General features: G+C 65.1%; 20 protein-coding genes. 7 read left to right on the top strand and 13 right to left on the bottom strand.

What is annotated here, in order from left to right:
* Positions 1-9 precede the first annotated feature (9 nt).
* Positions 10-1,440 carry a Na+/H+ antiporter NhaC gene (nhaC, locus tag AC4HIX_RS05505; protein ID WP_490398280.1) on the bottom strand — a complete coding sequence of 477 codons (1,431 nt, stop codon included), beginning with the start codon at positions 1,438-1,440 and terminating at the stop codon, positions 10-12.
* 377 nt (positions 1,441-1,817) lie between these two features.
* On the opposite strand from nhaC, the gene AC4HIX_RS05500 reads away from it, so the two are divergent.
* Positions 1,818-2,168, top strand: a complete 351-nt coding sequence (locus AC4HIX_RS05500) for an H-type lectin domain-containing protein (protein ID WP_475050593.1) — start codon at positions 1,818-1,820, stop codon at positions 2,166-2,168.
* Here AC4HIX_RS05500 and AC4HIX_RS05495 read toward each other — a convergent pair.
* Complete coding sequence (locus AC4HIX_RS05495) at positions 2,165-2,566, bottom strand: helix-turn-helix domain-containing protein (RefSeq protein ID WP_475050594.1); 402 nt, start codon at positions 2,564-2,566, stop codon at positions 2,165-2,167. The two genes, AC4HIX_RS05500 and AC4HIX_RS05495, sit on opposite strands and share 4 nt — an antisense overlap.
* 69 nt (positions 2,567-2,635) lie before the next feature.
* Between AC4HIX_RS05495 and AC4HIX_RS05490 the strand changes: the two genes are divergently transcribed.
* Positions 2,636-3,829 carry an MFS transporter gene (locus AC4HIX_RS05490; protein WP_490398204.1) on the top strand — a complete coding sequence of 398 codons (1,194 nt, stop codon included), beginning with the start codon at positions 2,636-2,638 and terminating at the stop codon, positions 3,827-3,829.
* A gap of 55 nt (positions 3,830-3,884) precedes the next feature.
* Here AC4HIX_RS05490 and AC4HIX_RS05485 read toward each other — a convergent pair whose 3' ends face one another.
* Positions 3,885-4,907: a ribose-phosphate pyrophosphokinase gene (locus tag AC4HIX_RS05485; protein WP_475050597.1), complete on the bottom strand. Its 1,023-nt coding sequence runs from the start codon at positions 4,905-4,907 to the stop codon at positions 3,885-3,887.
* 107 nt (positions 4,908-5,014) lie between these two features.
* Here AC4HIX_RS05485 and AC4HIX_RS05480 point away from each other — a divergent pair, with 107 nt between their 5' ends.
* From AC4HIX_RS05480 to AC4HIX_RS05465, 4 genes are all read left to right on the top strand, one after another.
* Entirely contained in the window at positions 5,015-5,617 is a 603-nt protein-coding gene (locus tag AC4HIX_RS05480; protein ID WP_490398203.1) for a 2-hydroxychromene-2-carboxylate isomerase, read from the top strand.
* Positions 5,614-6,414, top strand: coding sequence for an alpha/beta fold hydrolase (locus AC4HIX_RS05475; protein ID WP_490398202.1), 801 nt, complete (start codon positions 5,614-5,616; stop codon positions 6,412-6,414). Before AC4HIX_RS05480 ends, AC4HIX_RS05475 begins: the two co-directional genes overlap by 4 nt.
* A 69-nt stretch (positions 6,415-6,483) precedes the next feature.
* Positions 6,484-7,242 (top strand): nuclear transport factor 2 family protein, encoded by a 759-nt coding sequence (locus AC4HIX_RS05470; protein WP_490398201.1) that lies wholly within the window; start codon positions 6,484-6,486, stop codon positions 7,240-7,242.
* Between the two features lie 93 nt (positions 7,243-7,335).
* The gene (locus AC4HIX_RS05465) at positions 7,336-7,929 is read left to right on the top strand and encodes a 2-hydroxychromene-2-carboxylate isomerase (protein WP_475050604.1); all 594 of its coding nucleotides are present in this window, start codon (positions 7,336-7,338) and stop codon (positions 7,927-7,929) included.
* 18 nt (positions 7,930-7,947) lie between these two features.
* Here the strand turns inward: AC4HIX_RS05465 and AC4HIX_RS05460 are convergent, their stop codons facing one another.
* From AC4HIX_RS05460 to AC4HIX_RS05430, 7 genes are all read right to left on the bottom strand, one after another.
* A complete protein-coding gene (locus AC4HIX_RS05460) occupies positions 7,948-8,982 on the bottom strand; it encodes a threonine aldolase family protein (RefSeq protein ID WP_490398200.1) in 1,035 nt (344 codons plus the stop codon).
* Between the two features lie 87 nt (positions 8,983-9,069).
* The gene (locus AC4HIX_RS05455; RefSeq protein ID WP_490398199.1) at positions 9,070-9,276 is read right to left on the bottom strand and encodes a hypothetical protein; all 207 of its coding nucleotides are present in this window, start codon (positions 9,274-9,276) and stop codon (positions 9,070-9,072) included.
* 159 nt (positions 9,277-9,435) lie between these two features.
* Positions 9,436-9,918, bottom strand: a complete 483-nt coding sequence (locus AC4HIX_RS05450) for a YcgN family cysteine cluster protein (protein ID WP_475050610.1) — start codon at positions 9,916-9,918, stop codon at positions 9,436-9,438.
* Complete coding sequence (locus AC4HIX_RS05445) at positions 9,915-10,847, bottom strand: bifunctional riboflavin kinase/FAD synthetase (RefSeq protein WP_490398198.1); 933 nt, start codon at positions 10,845-10,847, stop codon at positions 9,915-9,917. The genes AC4HIX_RS05450 and AC4HIX_RS05445 overlap by 4 nt, the downstream gene beginning before the upstream one ends.
* Positions 10,848-11,008: 161 nt before the next feature.
* Positions 11,009-11,455 carry a GFA family protein gene (locus tag AC4HIX_RS05440; protein ID WP_490398197.1) on the bottom strand — a complete coding sequence of 149 codons (447 nt, stop codon included), beginning with the start codon at positions 11,453-11,455 and terminating at the stop codon, positions 11,009-11,011.
* A 533-nt stretch (positions 11,456-11,988) separates the two neighbouring features.
* Positions 11,989-12,432 carry a MaoC family dehydratase gene (locus tag AC4HIX_RS05435; protein WP_490398196.1) on the bottom strand — a complete coding sequence of 148 codons (444 nt, stop codon included), beginning with the start codon at positions 12,430-12,432 and terminating at the stop codon, positions 11,989-11,991.
* A gap of 197 nt (positions 12,433-12,629) precedes the next feature.
* Positions 12,630-13,505, bottom strand: a complete 876-nt coding sequence (locus AC4HIX_RS05430) for a TIGR01459 family HAD-type hydrolase (RefSeq protein WP_490398195.1) — start codon at positions 13,503-13,505, stop codon at positions 12,630-12,632.
* A 192-nt stretch (positions 13,506-13,697) separates the two neighbouring features.
* Between AC4HIX_RS05430 and AC4HIX_RS05425 the strand changes: the two genes are divergently transcribed.
* On the top strand, positions 13,698-15,602 hold the full coding sequence (locus AC4HIX_RS05425; RefSeq protein WP_490398194.1) for a methyl-accepting chemotaxis protein: 1,905 nt from the start codon (positions 13,698-13,700) through the stop codon (positions 15,600-15,602).
* A gap of 582 nt (positions 15,603-16,184) precedes the next feature.
* Here the strand turns inward: AC4HIX_RS05425 and AC4HIX_RS05420 are convergent.
* The 3 genes from AC4HIX_RS05420 to AC4HIX_RS05410 form a co-directional block, all read right to left on the bottom strand.
* Positions 16,185-17,105 (bottom strand): manganese-dependent inorganic pyrophosphatase, encoded by a 921-nt coding sequence (locus AC4HIX_RS05420; protein ID WP_490398193.1) that lies wholly within the window; start codon positions 17,103-17,105, stop codon positions 16,185-16,187.
* Positions 17,106-17,212: 107 nt separating this feature from the next.
* A complete protein-coding gene (locus tag AC4HIX_RS05415) occupies positions 17,213-18,193 on the bottom strand; it encodes a TraB/GumN family protein (RefSeq protein ID WP_490398192.1) in 981 nt (326 codons plus the stop codon).
* Positions 18,194-18,240: 47 nt separating this feature from the next.
* On the bottom strand, positions 18,241-19,224 hold the full coding sequence (locus AC4HIX_RS05410) for a TraB/GumN family protein (protein WP_475050625.1): 984 nt from the start codon (positions 19,222-19,224) through the stop codon (positions 18,241-18,243).
* Positions 19,225-19,334 lie beyond the last annotated feature (110 nt).

Raw genomic sequence — 19,334 nt, 5'->3', positions numbered from 1 at the left:
GCGGGGCGATCAGGCGGTCAGCTCGGCCACCGGTTCGCCGCTGTCCTCCCAGGCGGTGATTTCCTCCTCACTGGCCCGGGGCGAGAACAGCCCGGTCATCGCATAGAAGATGCCGATCAGCGGCGACAGCCAGCAGGCAAAGGCCAGCGGGATGTACAGCAGGTTCTCAAAGTTGCCGTCGGCAATTCCCAGCGCCAGCGCCGAGATCACAAATGCGCCGCCCGCGTTCCAGGGGATCAGCGGCGACACCAGCGTGCCGCCTTCCTCGATGGCGCGCGACAGGTTCAGCGGCGAATACTTCATGCCGCGGTAAACCGGCGCATACATCCGGCCCGGCAGGGCAATGGACAGATAGGGGTCACCCGCCACGGTGTTGGTCGCCACCGAGGTCAGAATGGCCGAGGTCTGGATGCCGGCAAAGGACTTCACCCGGGCAATGATCACCTTGATGATCGCCTGCAAACACCCGGTGCGCTCCAGCGCGCCGCCGAACCCCAGCGCCAGCAGCACCAGCGAGATGGTCCACATCATCGACTGGATGCCGCCGCGGTTCAGCAGCGGGTCGATCTCCGCCACGCCGGTGTCAATGGAATAACCGCTGTTGGCGAAGGTAAAGGTCTCATGCAGCCCCGCACCCTGGCACACCATCGCCATGATGCCGCCGACAACAGCCCCGGCAAACAGCGACGGGATCGGCGGTTGCTTCTTCACGGCGAGGAAAATGACCAGCAGGGCCGGCAGCAGCATCAGCGGCGAGATCCAGAACGCCTCGTCCAGCGCGCCTGTGATCGCGTCGATGCGCTCGAAGGACACCTGCGAGGTGTCGATCAGGGTGAACCCGACAACCAGATAGATCACCAGCGCGATCAGCATCGACGGCACGGTGGTCGGCAGCATGTTGCGGATGTGGTCGAACAGGTTGGTGCCGGTGACGGCCGGGGCCAGGTTGGTGGTGTCCGACAAGGGAGAGATCTTGTCGCCGAAGAACGCGCCCGAAACCACGGCTCCGGCGGTCCAGTACATCGGAATGCCAAAGCCCGCGCCGATCCCCATCAGCGCCAGGCCGACGGTGCCCACGGTGCCCCAGGAGGTGCCCAGCGACACCGACACGATGGAGCACAGCACCATGCCCGCGGCCAGGAACAGCTCCGGCGACAGGATCTTGAGGCCGTAATAGATCAGCGTCGGCACGGTGCCGCTGGCAATCCAGATGCCGACGATCATGCCCACGGTGATCAGGATCGACACCGACGGCAGCGAGATGTTGATAACGTGGAACACGCCCTCTTCGATGTTGTCCCACTTGTGGCCCAGCTTCAGCCCCACCAGCGCGGTGATGGCAATGCCGATGGCCAGCGGGATATGCGGGGTGAAGTCCCCGAAATAGAACAGCTGGACCCCCAGTACGGCCAGCGTCAGCACGATGGGCAGCAGCGCCATTCCAAGGCCGGGTTTAACAGTATTCGGATCAATTGGTGACACGGGGTTTCTCCTCCCTTGGGTCAGATCGCCTGTGCGAGGCGGATGCAGATACACACCAGACAACGCCATCCCGGACTCGATGCCAGCGCGCCGGAATGGTCGGCATTTGCGACATTGAGGAGATAATTCCCCCGCTGGGGAAGTTGTGTTCCAATAGGGGAATTATTCCGATGCGGCCTGGGCTGCGGCACCGTGAGGGAACACGGGACAGCACGCGCAGGGAGCCTCAGGTGCCTTGCGCAAACGCAACAGCCGCAGGGTGATTGCTGCCGGTTTCTGGATTATCCTGCCGGTTGCCTTACTCTGACCGGCAGGCTAACCGCTTGGGAAACGGCATGAAAAGACTGCGCAACCCCCGCACTGGGGTCGATCAGGGCGATACCGGCATCTTCTCGGATTTCGAGGATGGCGGCGCGATGTGGACCGGCTCCGGCCCGCGCGAGCGGCGCCGGGCGGTGGCTTTTGCGGAACCTTTTGCCCGCCCGCCCTCCGTGCATGTGTCGGTATCGCTGTGGGATATGGACACCTCCGCAGCCATCCGGGCAGAGCTGGTGGCGGAAAACATCACCTGCGAAGGGTTCGATATCGTTTTCCGCACCTGGGCCGACAGCCGCGCCGCCCGGCTGCGCGCCGCCTGGCTGGCAATCGGCGAACTGCCCTATGCCGATGACTGGGACGTCGATTAAGCCTCGGCCGTAAGGCGTCCGGCGCGCAGCAGCTTGCGGAACTTGGGGCACTCCAGATGGCTGGGCGCCGGGCAGTCCGCTACATGGCGCAGCGCGTCGCGCAGGGTGGACAGCTCCTGGATCTGCGCCTCCAGCGCGTCGGCGCGGGCGTGCAGCTGGTCCCGCGGCAGATCCGGCCGGCCGTCCTTGCCGAACATCCCGGAAATCTCCTGCAGCGAAAACCCCGCCGCCTTGGCCAGCGTGATCAGCGACAGCTGCAGCAGCGTTTCGGGTCCGAACTGCCGTCGCAGCCCCTTGCGCCCGGCTGAGGTGATCAGCCCGATCTCCTCATAATACCGCAAGGCCGAGGCCGCGACGCCAGAACGCTCCGCGACCTCGCCAATATCCAGAAGTTTCATCCTTGACCTCAAGCTGGCTTGAATTCGCAGGCTGCCAGTCTTGAACGGATTGGACAAGGAATATTCCCGATGAAAACGCACGAGACTGCGGTTTGGCATCAGCCCAGGGCCATCGCGCTGCTGATGGCGGCCAGCCTCACGGTGATGGCGAACGCCACGATCAGCCCGGCGCTGGCCGGGCTGGAACAGGAATTTGCGGATGCAGAGGACGCGGGCTTTCTGGTGCGGCTGCTGGTCACCGTGCCCTCGCTGGGGGTGATGCTGACCGCGCCGCTGGCAGGCTGGCTGACCGACCGCGCCGGGCGGCGGGGCGTGCTGCTTGCGGGGATCTGGCTGTTCATCCTGTGCGGCACTGCCGGTTTTTACCTGCCGGATCTGCACCTGATGCTCGCCAGCCGCTTTGGCCTCGGTATCGCGGTGGCGCTGATCATGACCGCACAGACCGCCTTGATCGGTGACTACTTCACCGGCGCCCGGCGTCAGGCGCTGACCGGGCTGCAGATATCTGCCCGCAACTTTGGCGGACTGGTGTTCATCGGCACAGCCGGGCTGGCCGCGACTCTGTCGCCGCGGCTGCCGTTCCTGATCTACGGCCTGGCGGCGGTGTGCCTCTTTGCCGTCTGGCGCCACGCCCCGGAACCCCGGCACGGCGGCGGCGGGGCAGGGCAGCCAGAGGCGCCAGGCCACCCCGCCTGGCTGGTGCTGGTCATCGCCGTCTCGGCGTTGCAAATGCTGACCAACGGCCTCTTCTTCATGATGCCGACCCAGCTGCCATTCTTCTTTGCCGCGCAAGGTCTCAACAGCGCGCTGATGACCGGCGCCGGTCTGGGCCTGCTGTCGCTCTGCGGCGGCATCACCGCGCTGCTTTATGCGCGGTTCAAAGGCACGCTGCCCCATGCTGCGGTCTTTGCCGCCGGCTACAGCGCGCTGTCCCTTGGCTTTGCGGTGCTGGCGCAAGAGGGCAGCCCGGCCCTGTCCCTCACCGGGGCGATGGCTATCGGCATCGGCTATGCCACGGTGTCCCCGGGGTTTGTGGCCATTGCACTGGCGCTGGCCCCGGCCAGGCGGCGCGGCACCGCAGGGGCAATCCTCACCGCCTCGGTGTTCTGCGGCCAGTTCCTGTCGCCCTTCGCCAGCACTCCGGCCATAGCTCAGTGGGGATACGGCGGTGCTTTCGGTGCGGCTTCGGCGCTGCTGGCGCTGATGGCCGCCGCCGCACTGGCGGCGGCCCTGCGCACCGCCCGCCGCCGCGCCGCTGCCTGAAACGAAAAAGCCCCGCTCAGCAGCGGGGCTTTGATCCATCCGGAAAACAGCAGCCTCAGCCGCCGTTTGAATAGAGGCTCTCGTAAATCGGAACCAGCGTCTTGTCCTCGAACAGCGACGACACAGAGGTGCCATGCCAGATGTTCAGGATCGCCTGGGTGAACAGCGGCGCGGTCGGCACGATACGGATGTTCGGCGCGGCCTTCACTTCCTCGGTGGGCTGGATCGAGTCGGTCAGCACCAGCGATTTCATCACCGAGTTGGTGACACGCTCCACCGCCGGGCCGCTCATCACGCCGTGGGTGATATAGGCGTGCACTTCCTTGGCACCGTTATCCAGCAGCACCTGCGCCGCCTTGCAAAGGGTGCCGGCGGTGTCGCACATGTCGTCGACGATCAGGCAGATCTTGTCCTTCACGTCGCCGATCACGGTCATCTCTGCAACTTCACCCGGCTTCTCGCGGCGCTTGTCGACGATCGAAAGCGGCGCGTTGATCCGCTTGGCCAGCTCGCGGGCACGGGCCACGCCGCCCACGTCCGGCGACACCACCATCAGCTCGCCCATCCGGTCCTTGAACTGGTCCTTCACGTCCAGCGCAAAGATCGGGCTGGCATAAAGGTTGTCCACCGGAATGTCGAAGAAGCCCTGGATTTGGGCTGCGTGCAGGTCCATGGTCAGCACCCGCTCGATACCCGCACCGGTCAGCATGTTGGCCACCAGCTTGGCCGAAATCGGCGTGCGCGCCTTGGTGCGGCGGTCCTGGCGGGCATAGCCGAAGTAGGGGATCACTGCGGTGATCCGCTGGGCCGAGGACCGGCGCAGCGCGTCGGAGATGATCAGCAGCTCCATCAGGTTGTCATTGGCCGGGTTCGAGGTCGGCTGGATGATGAACATGTCCTCGCCGCGGACATTCTCATAGACTTCGACGAAGATCTCGCCGTCATTGAACCGCTCGACGCGGGCATCCACCAGCCCCTGGTCGACACCGCGGTGCATGCTCATGCGGCGGGTAATGGCTTGGGCAAGAGGGAGGTTGGCGTTCCCAGCGATCAGCTTGGGTTCGTTCAAGGTCGGCATTGGCTGTTATCCCCAGGCAGCAATGGCAATGTGTCAGATTCGTGATATTGAACCCCGCTTATCATGCACTTACCTTCGCGCAAAGTTCTAAGCGGGAGATACATCTTATGATGGTATTTGATTTCTACTTTTCCACCCTTTCGCCATTTTCCTATCTCGCCGGAACCCGCACGTGGGAGATTGCGGCCCGTCACGGCGCCAAGGTGAACTGCAAGCCGCTGGACATCCTGGCGCTGTTTTCCCGCACCGGCGGCACGCCCCCGGGCGAACGGCATCCATCGCGGCAGGAGTACCGTCTGATCGAGCTGGAGCGGCAGGCGGCCAAGCTGGGCCTGCCCGTCAACCTCAAGCCCGCCCATTGGCCCGCCAATGCCGCGCCGTCCTCCTATGCCATCATTGCAGCGCAAAACGCAGGCGGCGGCGATATGGGGCAGCTGGTTCATTCCATCCTGCGAGCCTGCTGGGCAGAACAGAAGGACATCGCAGACGACGCGGTGATCCGCGCCTGCCTCGACGGCGCCGGCTTCGACCCTGCGCTGGCGGACAGCGGCCTCCTGGCCGGCGCGGAGACCTATGCGCAAAACCTCGAGGATGCGGTCACTGCCGGCGTGTTCGGCGCGCCGTTCTGGGTGACGGCGGACGGCGCCCGGTTCTGGGGCCAGGACCGGCTCGAGGATCTGGACGCCCATCTGGCGGAGGCGGCGGCGTGACCGATCAGCTGGACGGTATCTTCTCGCGCAGTTTCGGCCAGGGTCCCCGGCCTGTGCTGGCGGTGCATTGCTCGCTGGCCCATTCCGGCGCCTGGCGCGGTCTGGCAGAGGTGATGGCGGAGGAAATCACCCTCACCGCCTATGACATGCTGAGCCACGGCCGCAGCCCGGACTGGGAGGGGCAGGGCAATTACCAGCTGCTGAACGTGGAGGCCGGGCTGGCGCTGCTGACAGAGCCGGTGGACCTGGTCGGCCATTCCTTCGGGGCCACTGTCGCCCTGCGCATGGCGATGGCGCGCCCGCATCTGGTGCGCAGCCTCACCCTGATCGAGCCGGTGCTGTTTGCCGTCGCCAAGGCCGATGCCCCGGATGTGCTGGCCGCGGTGGAGGCCGACAGCCGGCCCATCGACGCCGCCTGGGAAGCGGGCGATCTGGAACTGACAACCCGGCTGTTCAACCGCCTGTGGGGGCCGGGAGAGCCGAAGTGGCCGGACCTGCCGGAGCAGCTGCGCGCCGCGATGATGCGCGCAATGCCGGTGATCCCCGCCAGCCACGGCACGCTCTACCTGGATGAGAACGGCACCCTGGCGCCGGGGGCGCTGGATCCGGTCACGATGCCTGCACTGCTGGTTACCGGATCGGACAGCCCGCCGGTGATGGCAGAGATCGCCCAGGGCCTCACCCGCCGCCTGGGCAATGCCCGCGCCGTATCGGTGCCCGGCGCAGGCCACATGCTGCCGGTGACGCATCCGGCAGAGACGGCTGAACTCTTGCGCGGGTTCTGGCAGCGGGCCTGACCCTTTGCGCCGCCGCTGCAGGCAAGGCAGGATAGGGCAGCACGGGCTGCAGCGGCGGAGGACGCACCGATGGCATCGAAGAAGGATCTCTTGAAAACGCTCCTCAAGGGCCTCGAGACCGGCGACCCCGCGGCTGCCGCTGTGGTCAATGAGGACAAGTACATCCAGCACAACCCCCAGACCCATGAGGGCAGCGAAGGGCTGGCCGAGCTGTTTGCCCGCCTCGCGAAAACCTCCCCCAAGGTGCGTTTCAAACGGGTGTTCGAAGACGGCGATTTCGCCTTTGCCCATGTCGAGTACGATTTCTCCTCCCTGCGCGCAGCCTTCGAGGTGTTCCGGTTTGAGGACGGCCAGGCGGTGGAGCATTGGGACAACATCCAAGCCCTGCGCGGCCCCAACCCTTCCGGCCGGGGGATGCAGGACGGCACCACGGACATCACCGGCGTGGACAAGACAGAAGACACCCGCGCCCTCGCGCGCCGCTTCACCGAGCAGGTGCTGATCGGGCGGCGGCTGGACCTTTTGCCGGACTATGTCCGCGCGGATCTTATCCAGCACAGCCCGGACCTGGCGGACGGTTTGCCCGCCCTGCAGGAGGCTCTGGCGGCCACGCACGACGGCACACCCGCGATCCGGTACCAGCGCCTCCACCGGGTGCTGGCGGAAGGCGACTTCGCTCTCTGCGCCAGCGAGGGTCATCTGAACGGCTCGCACACCAGTTTCTACGACCTGTACCGTATCGCAGACGGCAAGATCGCGGAGCATTGGGACACGGTCGAGACCATCCCGCCGCGCAGCGCATGGAAGAACGATAACGGCAAGTTCTGAACCGCCAGGGTCCGCTCCCTGGCCCCGGGCGTTTGATTCTGACGGCACTGACCCTAGACTGGCAGGCAGTTGGTTCATCGGCGGGAGGGTCACATGCCCGGACTTGATTTCTGGTATTCGATCGGCAGCACCTACACCTACTTGACCGTGATGCGGATCGCGGATGCGGCGGCCGAGGCCGGCGTTGCGGTCCGCTGGCGCCCGTTCAACGTGCGCCACGTGATGACGGTGCAGAACAACATCCCCTTCAAGGACAAGCCGGAAAAGACCGCCTATATGTGGCGCGACGTCGAACGCCGCGCGCAGCGCTATGGCTTCCATGTGCGGCTGCCGGCGCCCTATCCGCTGCCGGAGCTGGTGCTGGCCAACCAGGTCGCGGCGCTCGGCGCGGCGGAGGGCTGGGGAGAGGCCTATACCCAGGCCGCCTACCGCTGCTGGTTCGAGGCCGGCCAGCCCGCGGGCGAGGACCCGAACCTCAGCGCCAGCCTGGAGGCCGCAGGCCAGGATCCGGCCCGTGTGCTGGAGGCGGCGCAGTCAGAGGAAACCGTCCGGATGCTGGCCAAAGCGACAGACGAAGCAATGGCCCTTGGCATTTTCGGCGCGCCCAGCTTTGCGGTGGGCAAGGAGATCTTCTGGGGCGACGACCGGCTGGAAGACGCGCTGCTCTGGGCGCAGGGCCGCCAGTAACCGCGGCCCGGCCGCACTTTAAAGCAACGACAGGAACGCCCGGATATCCTCTTCCGGAACCGACCAGTCGCAGACAAACCGCGCTGTGACCAGCTCATGCTCCGGCCCCTGCAGCAGCCCGTCCCACAGGTGGTAGATGGCGCCTGCGGCAAACAGTTCCTGATGCTTGTGGCGGGGCAGGGCGGCAAAGATCATGTTGGCCTGCGCCGGATGGGTGAAATGGGCGCCCGCCGCCTCCAGACCCTCGGCCAGCAGCGCCGCCTTGGAATTGGCGGCGCGGGCGTTTTTCAGCCACAGATCATCGTTCAGATAGGCGAGCAACTGCGCCGACAGATACCGGTGCTTGGAAAACAGATGCGCCCCGCGCTTGCGGCGGTACTCGAACTCCTGCGCGTGTTTGGGATCAAAGAAGATCACCGCCTCCACCCCCAGGCAGCCGTTCTTGGTGCCGCCGAAGGACACCGCATCCACGCCCGCCTTCCAGGTCATCTCCGCCGGCGTGCAGCCCAGCGACACCAGCGCATTGGTGAACCGCGCGCCGTCCATATGCACCGGCAGCCCGTATTCCTTGGCCGCCGCGCAGACCGATTGCAGCTCGGCCAGGCTGTAGACGGTGCCGAACTCCGTGACTTGCGTCAGCGACACCGGCCCCCGCTGCGGCCCATGCACACCGCGGGTCTCCTCGCCCTCGATGGCGGCGCGCAAAGCCTCAGACGTCATCTTGTCCGCATCTGTGACCAGCGTCAGCTTGGCACCGCCGCTGTAGAACTCCGGCGCGTTGCATTCATCCATGTTGATATGGGCAGGCTTGGTGCAGAACACCGTCTGCCACGGCTGCGCCAGCGTCGACAGCGCCAGCACATTGGCCGCAGTGCCGGTCGCGACCAGATAGACCGCGGCCTCCGGCGCCTCGAAAATCTCCCGGATCCGCGCCGTCACCTCGGCCATTTCCGCATCGGCGCCATAGCCCATGGCATAGCCCCGGTTGGCCGCGGCCAGGGCGTCAAGGATCTGCTGCGGCACCGGGCCGGAATTGTCGGAGGCGAAATGCATCGGGCTGTGTCCTTGGTCTGTATGCGGTTACGCCCCAAGCAGTAGGCAGTTCTGCGGCGGATTCCAAGCCGTGCCTGTCTCGCGCTTTCAGAACACTTGCGCGAACAGATACCCCATTGCGAAGCCGGTGCAGGTGCCGGCAATGGCCCAGACGGTCAGCTGCCGCGCCAGATGATACCTGTGCCAGGCCTGAATATCATTGGCCTGCCGGCCGCTCAGACCCAGGGTCGAGAGGAACTCTTTCGCCTTATAGATTTCCCGCCGGCTGAAATAGGCGCCGTGCTTGAATGGCATTGACCGCCCTCCTGATGGAATACCAGTACGGACCCGGCGCCGCTGCTGTGCCGGCCCGGCGCCCGGTTCTTCCCAGAATGCGGGAGGGGGAGTGCGCTTTGCAACCCTGAATTGCAAGGGTGCTTAATGAAACCGGACCGGAGGGCGGGGCAATCCCGCTCAGCCCAGGGGCTCGTCGATGATGTGGTCTTCCCACTCTTCTTCGGCGATCTCGAACTCCGACACCGTCCAGCCGCGCACCGAAACCCCTGCCTCATGCACGCTCTCCGGGGTGCCCGTCAGCAAGGGGTGCCATTCCGGCAGCGGCTTGCCCTGCCACAGCAGCCGGTAGGCGCAGGTTTCCGGCATCCAATAGGCGTGGGTGTCCAGGTTGTCCGGTTTCAGCACGATGCATTCCGGCACGAACTGATGCCGGATCGGATACTGCGCGCAGCGGCAGGTGCTGTCGTCCAGCAGGCGGCAGGCCACCCGGGTCAGCGCCACCTCGCCGCTGTCCTCATCCTCCAGCTTGTTCAGGCAGCACTTGCCGCAGCCGTCGCACAGCGCTTCCCATTCCTTCTGGCTCAGCTTTGCCAGCGGCTTCTTCTCCCAGAAGCGCGCGCCCAGGCCGGAGCGGTCGATCACGTCCTTGCCCCGCCTCATAGCGCCGCCAGGATTTCGCGCGCCTGGGCGCAATCCGCGTCCATCTGCGCGGTCAGCGCGTCCAGCCCGTCGAACTTCAGCTCAGGCCGCAGAAATTCCACCAGCCCGACTGACAGCGTTGCCCCGTAAAGGTCGCCGGAGAAATCGAACAGGAAGGTCTCGATATTCGGGACCACGCCGCCGAACATCGGCCTGACCCCGATGGAGGCCGCGCCGTGATAGCTGCCCTGATGCGGGCCGTCCAAGACATCGACCAGCACCGCATAGACGCCAAAGCGCGGCTGGTGCAGCCCCTCGATTGACATGTTGGCGGTGGGGAAGCCCAGCTCCCGCCCGCGCTGCTCGCCGCCGATCACCACGCCTTCGATCCGGTGCCAGTGGCCCAGCATCTCCTTGGCATCCGCAGGCCGCCCCTCGCTCAGCGCGTTGCGGATCGCGGTAGAGGACACCGCGTGCTCGGAATACTCCATCAGCGGCGCAATGGTGACGCCAAACCCGTATTGCGCGCCAAACCTCTGCAGGTCTTCGGCATTGCCGACCCGGCCCTTGCCGAAACAGAAATCGGCACCCACCACCACATGCGCCAGCCCCAGTCCTTCGGCGATCACGTCGCGGGCGAATTCCTCCGGCGTCAGGCTCGACAGCGCGGTGTTGAAGTTCAGCTCATACAGCCGCTCCACCCCCAGCTTCTCCAGCCGGTGAGCGCGGGTCTCGGCCCGCATCAGCCGGAAGGGCGGGGCATCGGGCGCAAAAAACTCGCGCGGATGCGGCTCAAACGTCATCACCCCCAAGGGCGCCCCGGGAGCGGCCTCGCGGGCCAGTTCGATCACCGATTGATGGCCCAAATGCACGCCGTCGAAGTTGCCGATGGCAACGGTGGCGCCCCGGTCCTGGTCTTCGACGAATTCAAAATCTCTGACGATACGCATGGCGCATCCGTACCCGCACCCGCGCGGCGGTTCAAGCGGCCAGTGGCGGGGGAAGGAAGAGAGCAGGGGCGGCTCTGTCAGGGAACAGCGCCAGCGCTGCCCGGCGGCGCGCAACACAAGGCCGGTATGTGCCTGCAGGCGGTCGTTTCAGATTCAGCCCGTCAGTCCTTGCTGCCGGGCAGTTTGCCTTGCGTGAAAGCGATGCTTGGATCGGCTGAGTGCTCAACGTCCCCGCCTGCAATTTCCACCCAGGAATGCTTCCGGTGCTCATAAACCGAAAACCGCGGTGCGGGGAACTGAGGGTCTGCAAATGCGCCAACAGGAACTGCAATGACCCCCGGCCAGCCTTCTATTACAAATGCCAGTGTCGAACCGCAGTCCGGGCAAAACTTGTAAGTTGCCTTGTGGCCGCTGTCGGCAACGCGCTCCCAAATTGCAAACTTTCCGCGGACCGTCACATCGGCATCCGGCCAACGGGCCTGAGCGGCAAAGACACTGCCGGAGCGTTTTTGGCACTCAAGGCAGTGGCATACCGAGACCCGGACCGGCTCACCTCTGCAGGTTGCGGTCAGCTGGCCGCATCTGCATGTTGCTGTTCGTTCGACCATTGTTTGCTCCAGTGTGTTTCATAGCTGGAAAACCAGGACCGGCTCCCTTGCTATCACTTTCCGGGTTCAACTCAAAACCAGCCCCGCCAGGCGCGCGGGACGCTGCAACTGCAAAACACGCGCAACCCGACCCTGACAGGGGTGGTTGAGCCTTGGCCCGTTGCGCACCCGCCGCACGCCCCCTTCACGCAATCCTCACCTGGCTCTGCCATCCTGCCAAACGATCGAGATCACCCGCCATGGGCCCGCGCGCGGGGCCATGATACGAGGCGCAGGCATCTGTGCGGCTGCCTGCGCAACACCCGGAGACCGGCCCTGATAAAAAGGGGGTCGCTCAGGAAATCCTGTCCGAGCAGGCCCCGAGGGGTCTGTCCACCTTCATCCGGCGGCGCCGCCCCCTTAATCGGGACACAGTGCTCCAACGGCACGAAACGAACGAAACAACAGAGACCAGCAAAGCAAAACCGCCGAGGGCACAGGCCCCGGGCGGCTGAAACTGCTGGCAAATGCTGGCTGGCCAGCAGGCTGCCGGCTCAGTCGAACTTGCGCGACGGCGCCATCACCATGGCCTCGCCGACCAGAACCTTCTTGCCGTCGACGATGCAGCGGCAGTCCAGTTTCACGCGGCGCTTGTCGATCACGATGTCGGTCACCTCGACCTCTGCCAGCACCATGTCGCCGGGACGCACCGGCGCCAGGAACTTCAGCGACTGGCTCATGTAGATGGTGCCATGGCCGGGCAGCTGCTCGCCGATCACCGCAGAGATCAGCCCCGCCGTCAGCATCCCATGCGCGATCCGGCCCTCAAAGATCGTGTCGCGGGCATAATCGTCATCCATATGCACCGGGTTATGGTCGGTGGAGACATCGGCAAACATCCGGATGTCCTCATCGGTGATGGTTTTGCGCAGGTAACGCACCATTCCCATCTCGATGTCTTCGATGCAGATGGTTCCGCGCGGCATGTTGTCCAACATTCGATCCTCCGTTCACCTGTCTGGCCTCAGGTGCCGATGAAATAATTGCGCGCTCCATTGCCCGCTTGCGCAACTTTATTACTTTGCAGTTGCAGAAAATCAAGAGGGTTTGGCAAAAGAAAACCCCGCCTGTTGCGGCGGGGTCTGGTCGTTCAGGTCTGCGGGATACCCGGGGGCTGCTGCCCGGCAGGGGCGTTTTACCGCAGGAAACCAATGGCATAGGTCGGGCCGGACTGTTCCTTTTGCAAATAGGCCTCCAGCGCTTCGGGGTCCGGCTGGACCGATGTTTTTGTCTCTCTGGCCGCAAGGCCGCCGGTGATGAACAGGGAATCGATGCCTTCCCCCATGGCGCCGGCAATATCGGTGTGCGGCCCGTCGCCGATCGCCAGGATCTCCGCGTCGGCAATGTCCTGGCCCAGCTCCGCCAGCCGGCGGCGCGCCAGATCATAGATCGGCGGGTGCGGCTTGCCGAAATACAGGCTCTCGCCGCCCATCTCGGTATAAAGCCGCGCCAGCGCGCCCGCGCACCACTCCCGCGTCTCGCCGCGGTCGACCACGATATCGGGGTTGGCGCACAGCAGTTTCATCCCCATCTGCTTGGCATAAAGGAAATCGGGCCGGTTCACTGCCGGGTCCGCATGCGGGTCGAACGGGCCGCAGCAGACGATGCCCTCGGCTTCCTTCAGCGGCACCCGGGTGATCTCCACCGGGTTGTGGATCACATGCAGCGGTTCGAAAAAGCCCGCGTCGCGCTCCCATTCACCCATGAAATACACCTTGTTGCCGACCGCCCCGGTGAACATCGCCGCCCGGGCGGAATCGCCGGAGGTCGAGATGGTGTCATAGGCGTCCTCCGGCACGTTGAACTGCCCCAGCTGCGCCGCCACGCCCGCGCGCGGTTTCGGGGAGTTGGTGACCAGCACCACAATACCGCCCTGCGCCCGGTACGCCTGAAGCGCCGCCACCGCGTCCGGAAAGGCGGTGATCCCGTTGTGCACGCAGCCCCAAAGGTCGACAAACAGTGCCTTGTAACGGCTGGAGACTTCGGAAAGGGAGGTAATGATCTGGGTCATGGGGTCTACTTTCGCGCAAAGGTCCTTTGGTCTCACCTATGGCAGAGCCTCCTGGCGAAGGCCAGTGCAGCGGCGGCGGGCGCGGCACCAAAAAAAGCGCGCAAAAACGTGTCAGGGCCTCTGCGGCTTCAGGAGTGATTAAATCTAAGCGGAAATAATAGGCGTCACAATCAGCTTTAAGGTGTGTTGCCCATGTTCCGTACGATGTCCATGAAGTCCCGGTTTCTTATCTCCGGTATCATTTCGGTCGCCGCGATTTTGATTCTGTCCTCCTTCGCGGTTTACAGCCTCTGGCAAAGCGAGCTGGAACTGGAACGGCAGATCAGCGCGACGCAGGCCTCCCGTCATGTGCTGCGGGCAGACATGATGCATGACGCGGTGGAGGCTTCGGTGTTTGCCGCCGTTCTGGCCGGGCGGGATGGCGCGCAAACGGCAAGGGCAGACGCACGGGCCGAAGTGGCAGAGAGAGATGCGATCTTCCGTCAGGAGCTGTCGGCGCTTCAGGCCATGGATCTGGAAGACGATGTGCGCGGCCTGCTGGAAACGGCGCTGCCGCAAGTGGACCAGTTTCTGCTCTCGGCCGGCGGGACCACGGATGCCGCGCTCAACGGCGGCGCCGGGCTGGATGCGGCGCTGTCGGCATTCCAGCTGCAGTCTGAGCAGCTTGGGGCCGTCCTCGGCCCGCTTGGGGACAGGATCGTCAGCAACGCGCGCGCGACAGCCGTGTCTGCCCGCGCCCATGACATGATGCTGCTTTATTCGCTGCTCGCGGTCTCCGCTGCCCTGATCCTCCTGTCAATCTACAATGCCCGCAAAATGATGCTCAACATCGTGCGCCCGGTCGGCCGGCTGCGCGATGCCCTGCAGGAAGTGGCCGAGGGTGAATTCGGCATCAGGGTTTCCGACAGGATGCGGAGCGACGATTTCGGAGAAATCGCCAAGGACATTGATAGGGTGTCGGCCCGGGTGATCGACGCTCTGGAAGAACAGAACGCGCTGCGCGAGGAAAGCGAGCAGGTGATCGAGCGCTTGCGCAGCGGTCTTCAGCGGCTGTCCAATGGCGACCTGAGCGACCGGATCGGTGAGAAATTCAATAGCGATTACGACGCTTTGCGCGTGAATTACAATGAAACCGTCGACAAGCTGAATGAGCTGATGTCCGACGTGGTTCAGGCCGGCGCCCGCATTCAGCAGCAATCGGCTGAAATCCAAGCCGCGTCGGATGATCTGTCGTCGCGCACCGAAAGCCAGGCAGCGACGCTGGAGGAAACCGCCGCCGCGCTGGAGCAGATGACCGCCAGCGTCAACTCCTCGGCGCACAACGCCCAGCAGGTGCAGGACGTGGTGAACACTGCCCGCAAGGAGGTGGAGCGCAGCGGCGAAGTGGTCGAAGGCGCCATTGCCGCAATGAACGAGATCGAGCAGTCCTCGCATCAGATTTCGCAAATCATCGGGGTGATCGACGACATAGCCTTCCAGACCAACCTGCTGGCGCTCAATGCCGGGGTCGAGGCGGCCCGGGCCGGCGAGGTCGGGCGCGGCTTTGCCGTGGTGGCCTCGGAGGTGCGGGCGCTGGCGCAGCGCTCTTCGGAGGCGGCCAATGAAATCAAGACCCTGATCAGTGCCAGCACCGCCCATGTGGAAGACGGTGTGCGCAAGGTGGATGGCGCCGGCCAGGCGCTGACCGGGGTTGTCAGCCAGGTCGGCACCATCGCCGAGCTGGTGTCCGGCATCTCCAGCGAATCCGGCGAGCAGGCGCAGGGGCTGAATGAGATCAATTCGGGTGTGTCCCAGCTGGATCAGGTGACCCAGCAGAATGCGTCCATGGTTGTCCAGGCCGGCTCTGCCATCCGCGCGATGAATGCCGAGACCGTGGGGCTCAACCGGCTGGTGCGCCAGTTTGTCCTGCGCGGCGGCGGGAACGCCGTGGAGGCCGCAGCGGCAGAGACACGCGCGGACCCGGTGCCGGCGCAGCCGCCCCGGCCCGTGGCTGAGGCGGAAGTAGAGCCGCTCGCTGATGCCGCCTGGGAAGATTTCAACGACGGCAGCGAAGCCTGGCCGGACCGTGATGGCGCAGCCCTGCCGCGTTCGGCCTGACCCGTACGGTCCCGCGGCGCGGCCGGGACGCACTCCATCCTGGCAGAATTCCAACCCTATCAATATCGATAGATTGGCGCGGGGCCGGCGGTTGGGCAACATTGTTGCGCGGTCCGGCCAGCTGGCGGGGCCGCGGTGTCTGGCAGGCGCACGCGTGTAGTGAGTAACGGCGGCCTTTGCGAGCGAGGGGCGTCAGGTACGCCGGGGGGCAAAGCCGGCCGGTGATTGGCGGCGCCAGCCAGATGCCTTTGCCTACGGCACCGTTTGCTGGATTTCCGAAAACAGTTTCAGCGGGTTGGGCGGACTCAGGGTGTCAAGATGGCCGTTGATGCATCTGTCCGGGCGCTCCGGCCAGCCAAGCGGATCAAGGCAGCTTCGCCGGAAGCGGCCTTGCTGTTATTTGGGGCCGGAACCCGAACCGGAACAAACGCGCAGATGCCTGCTGGGCGCCGCACCGCGGTCTCCGCATGATCAGCAAAGACAGGGGGCTCCAAGCCCGCGGGCACAGACCGCCACAGCATCCCGCCACGAAAAAAGGCGCCCCGCGGGGCGCCTTTTGCGGTTCTGCAAACCTGAAGCGGATTACACTTTCAGGTTCGGAATGATCTGTTTCTTGCGGGACATGATGCCCGGCAGCACCACGGTGTCGCCCGAGGCATCGGCGCCGAAGGACTTGCTTGCCACGGTCTTGACCAGGTCGTTCGGCACCAGCAGGGTGGCTTCCTCGTTCAGGATGTCGACCACGAACAGCAGCACCTGATCGACGCCGTCCTCAGACGCGACGGTGGTCATGGTGTCCATCAGCGACGCTTTGCGGTCCAGCACCACGGCCGGCGCGGTGGTTTCCAGCACGGAGACGCGGAACTTGGTGCCGTCGACCTCATATTCCTTGGAGTCCATGCGCAGCAGTTCGGCATCGGAGAAGGAGGAGACGTCGGACTTGGCAGCAAACATCTCAGCCGCGTATTCGGCGATATTGATGCCCAGGTCGGCAGCCAGCTTTTCGGCCACGGCCTTGTCGTGGGCGGTGGTGGTCGGCGAGCGGAATTCCAGGGTGTCGGACAGGATGCAGGTCAGCGCCGCGCCCTTGACCGCCTCGGGCATCTTGGCGGCATCGTCGCCCATCAGGTCGTGCATGATGGTGGCGGTGCAGGCCAGCGGGCGGATGGTGATGTCGATCGGGCCTTTGGTTTCCAGGCCGCCGACCAGCTTGTGGTGGTCGATGATCGCCTGCACGTCGGCGCCGTTGATGTTGGCGGGCAGCTCGGCCGGGTTGTTGGTGTCGACGATCACAACAGCCGCGTCATCAGCCACGTCGGCGATGATTTCCGGCTTCTCCAGGCCCCAGCGCTGCAGCATGAAGGCCGCTTCGGTGTTCGGCTCGCCCAGCAGCTTGGGCTCGGCAGCAACGCCTTTTACCTCGTTCAGGTACCAGGCCCAGACGATCGGGGAGCCGGTGGAGTCGGTGTCGGGGGATTTATGGCCGAAAACTTGAATGGTCATGGGGGTGTCCTGTTCACTCATGAGGTCAGTAAAGGGGAGATTTGCGCGCCTTATAGGACCGGCGCGCACGCTTGTCACCCCGCTGCTGCTGCAATGCGGCGATGTGCTCAGAAGGGCGCGCGTTCGAGGGTGTAGCCCTGCTGCTGCAGCAGGTTCAGCACGCCGTTCTCCCCCGGCAGGTGCAGCGCGCCTGCGGCCACCACGATCACGCCGTCCTCAGCCGCTTCAATCACCGGGATCCAGGCCTGGTTGCGCTGATCCAGCAGCTCTTGCATCGCGTCGGTCCAGATGGCCTCCCGCTCTTCCTGCGTCAGGGCGCCGCTTTCCAGAAACTCCTGCTCGCTCAGGTACAGGGCGTGCAGCACCTGCTGGTCGAAATAGGCCTCAGCCGTGGTAAAGAAATTGTCCTGGCCGCCGCCCAGCAGAGCGGTAAAGGCGCGCAGCTGGCGGACCTGCTCCTCCAGCGGGTCGCCGTCCAGCATCCGGATCACGGACATCGGGTCTTCCAGCGACCGGATTGGCACGCCGGCCTCCTCGGCAGCGGCGGCCAGGCGCAGGTCAAGGCCGTTCTTGAACTCCGGCTGCCGCAGCACACAGGGCGGCACCGCCATCGACAGGGCCAGGAACCAGGGCCGCATCTTGGCGGCCATCCAGGGCGCGACCCCGTGCGCGCGGGCCTTGGCGGAGAGGCTCTCCCACTCCTCCTGCGGCAGGCGGTCGATCAGCGTCGGGCCTTCGGTGATCAGCATCAGCGACGGGGTGAGGCCCAGCTCATTTTCAAACGCGGCCTTGTCGGCGGGGCTGGCCTCCATCAGCAAGAGATCGGCCTGGCGGACCACCGGTGCCAGAGCGCTGGTGATCCGGTCCATCCGCGGGTCGTTGATGTGCAGGGTGCCGATCACGTGAACAGTGCGGGCGCCGCGGCGGGCAATCCAGTGGTTGCCTTCGGCAAAGGGGGCCGCCGCGGCCCGTGCGTGCAGGCGGGCCAAATCGTCCGCCGGAATTGTGGTGCGCAGATCGGTGCCGGTGCAGGCGGCCCACAGCGCGGCGGGCAGCAGCAGGAAGAGAACGGAGAGGAAAAGCCGCATGAAAGACAGGTCCTGAAACGGGTGGCGGAAATGGATGCGCCCCAGCCCTACCACGGGGCGCGGCTGAGGCTGAAGCCCTTGGCATTCAACAGGTTCAGCACGCCGTTCCTGCCAGGCAAATGGGCCGCGCCGACCGCAACCACGATCCGCTCCTGCCGGGCAGCCAGGATCACCTTCATCCAGCGTTTGTTGCGCTGGTCCAGCAGGCGGTCATTGTACTGGCGCCACAGCCGCGCGGTCTCGGCGCCGGAGAAGCTGCTGTACTGGGCGCTGATCCACGGCGCGAGCACGAAGGCGGACCAGACGCTTTGGTCGAAATAGGCTTCGACCGGGGTGGCGTCTTCGGGTTTGTCCGATTGCACCAGCTCCAGTTCCAGTTCCAGCATCCGCGCCTGATCGCGCAGCGGCAGGCTGGCGATGGCGGTCAGCGCCTGCGCCGGGGTTTCCAGCGCGCCGATGGGGATGCGTTTGCGGCTGGCAAAATCCGAGATCCGGTCGTCCAGGCCGCGCTTCAGGCCAAAGCCATAGGGGCGGCAGCCGCTTTGCACCAGGAACATGGAAATCGCCCAGGGCTGCATCCGGTTCATGGTTTCCACATTGGCGCCGGAAACCCGCGCGGTCAGCTCGAAATGCTGCCAGGCCTCCTTGCCCAGCAGGTGCCGCAGCTCCTGCCCCTGCGGCAGCAGAAAGCTGCGGGCGAGGGAGGCGGGCATGGCGTCAACGTCGCCCATTTCGGCTTGCACTGTCTCCAGGTAAATGGCCTGGGCCGAGGCCAGCGCCGGGCGCAGGTTGCGCATCACCCGCGCCATGCGGGAATCGCCGCCATGCATGGTGCCGATCACATGGATGGTGCGGTTGCCCTTGGTCGCGACCCAGTGATTGCCGCGGGAAAACGGGGTGGCGGCCATTTCGCGCTCCAGCCGCGCTTCGGTGGCGGGCGGCAGGTGGTCGCGGTAGTCGATGCCGCGGCAGGCGGCAAAGCCGGCAGTGGCCTGCAGCGCCAGGGCCAAGGCAAGTGCAATCCGTTTCATCAAGCGCCCTTTCCCCGGGGTTCCGGAACTGTGGCCTGAGCATTTGACCCTAGGGCGGAGCAGGGGGCGCGGCAATGGCAAACCCGGCACCGGGGCGCAAATTCGGGCGG

The organism is Leisingera sp. (genome assembly GCF_982940295.1).
Note: the sequence above shows the minus strand (reverse complement) of the source record. Positions and strands in the feature narration are given on the sequence as shown.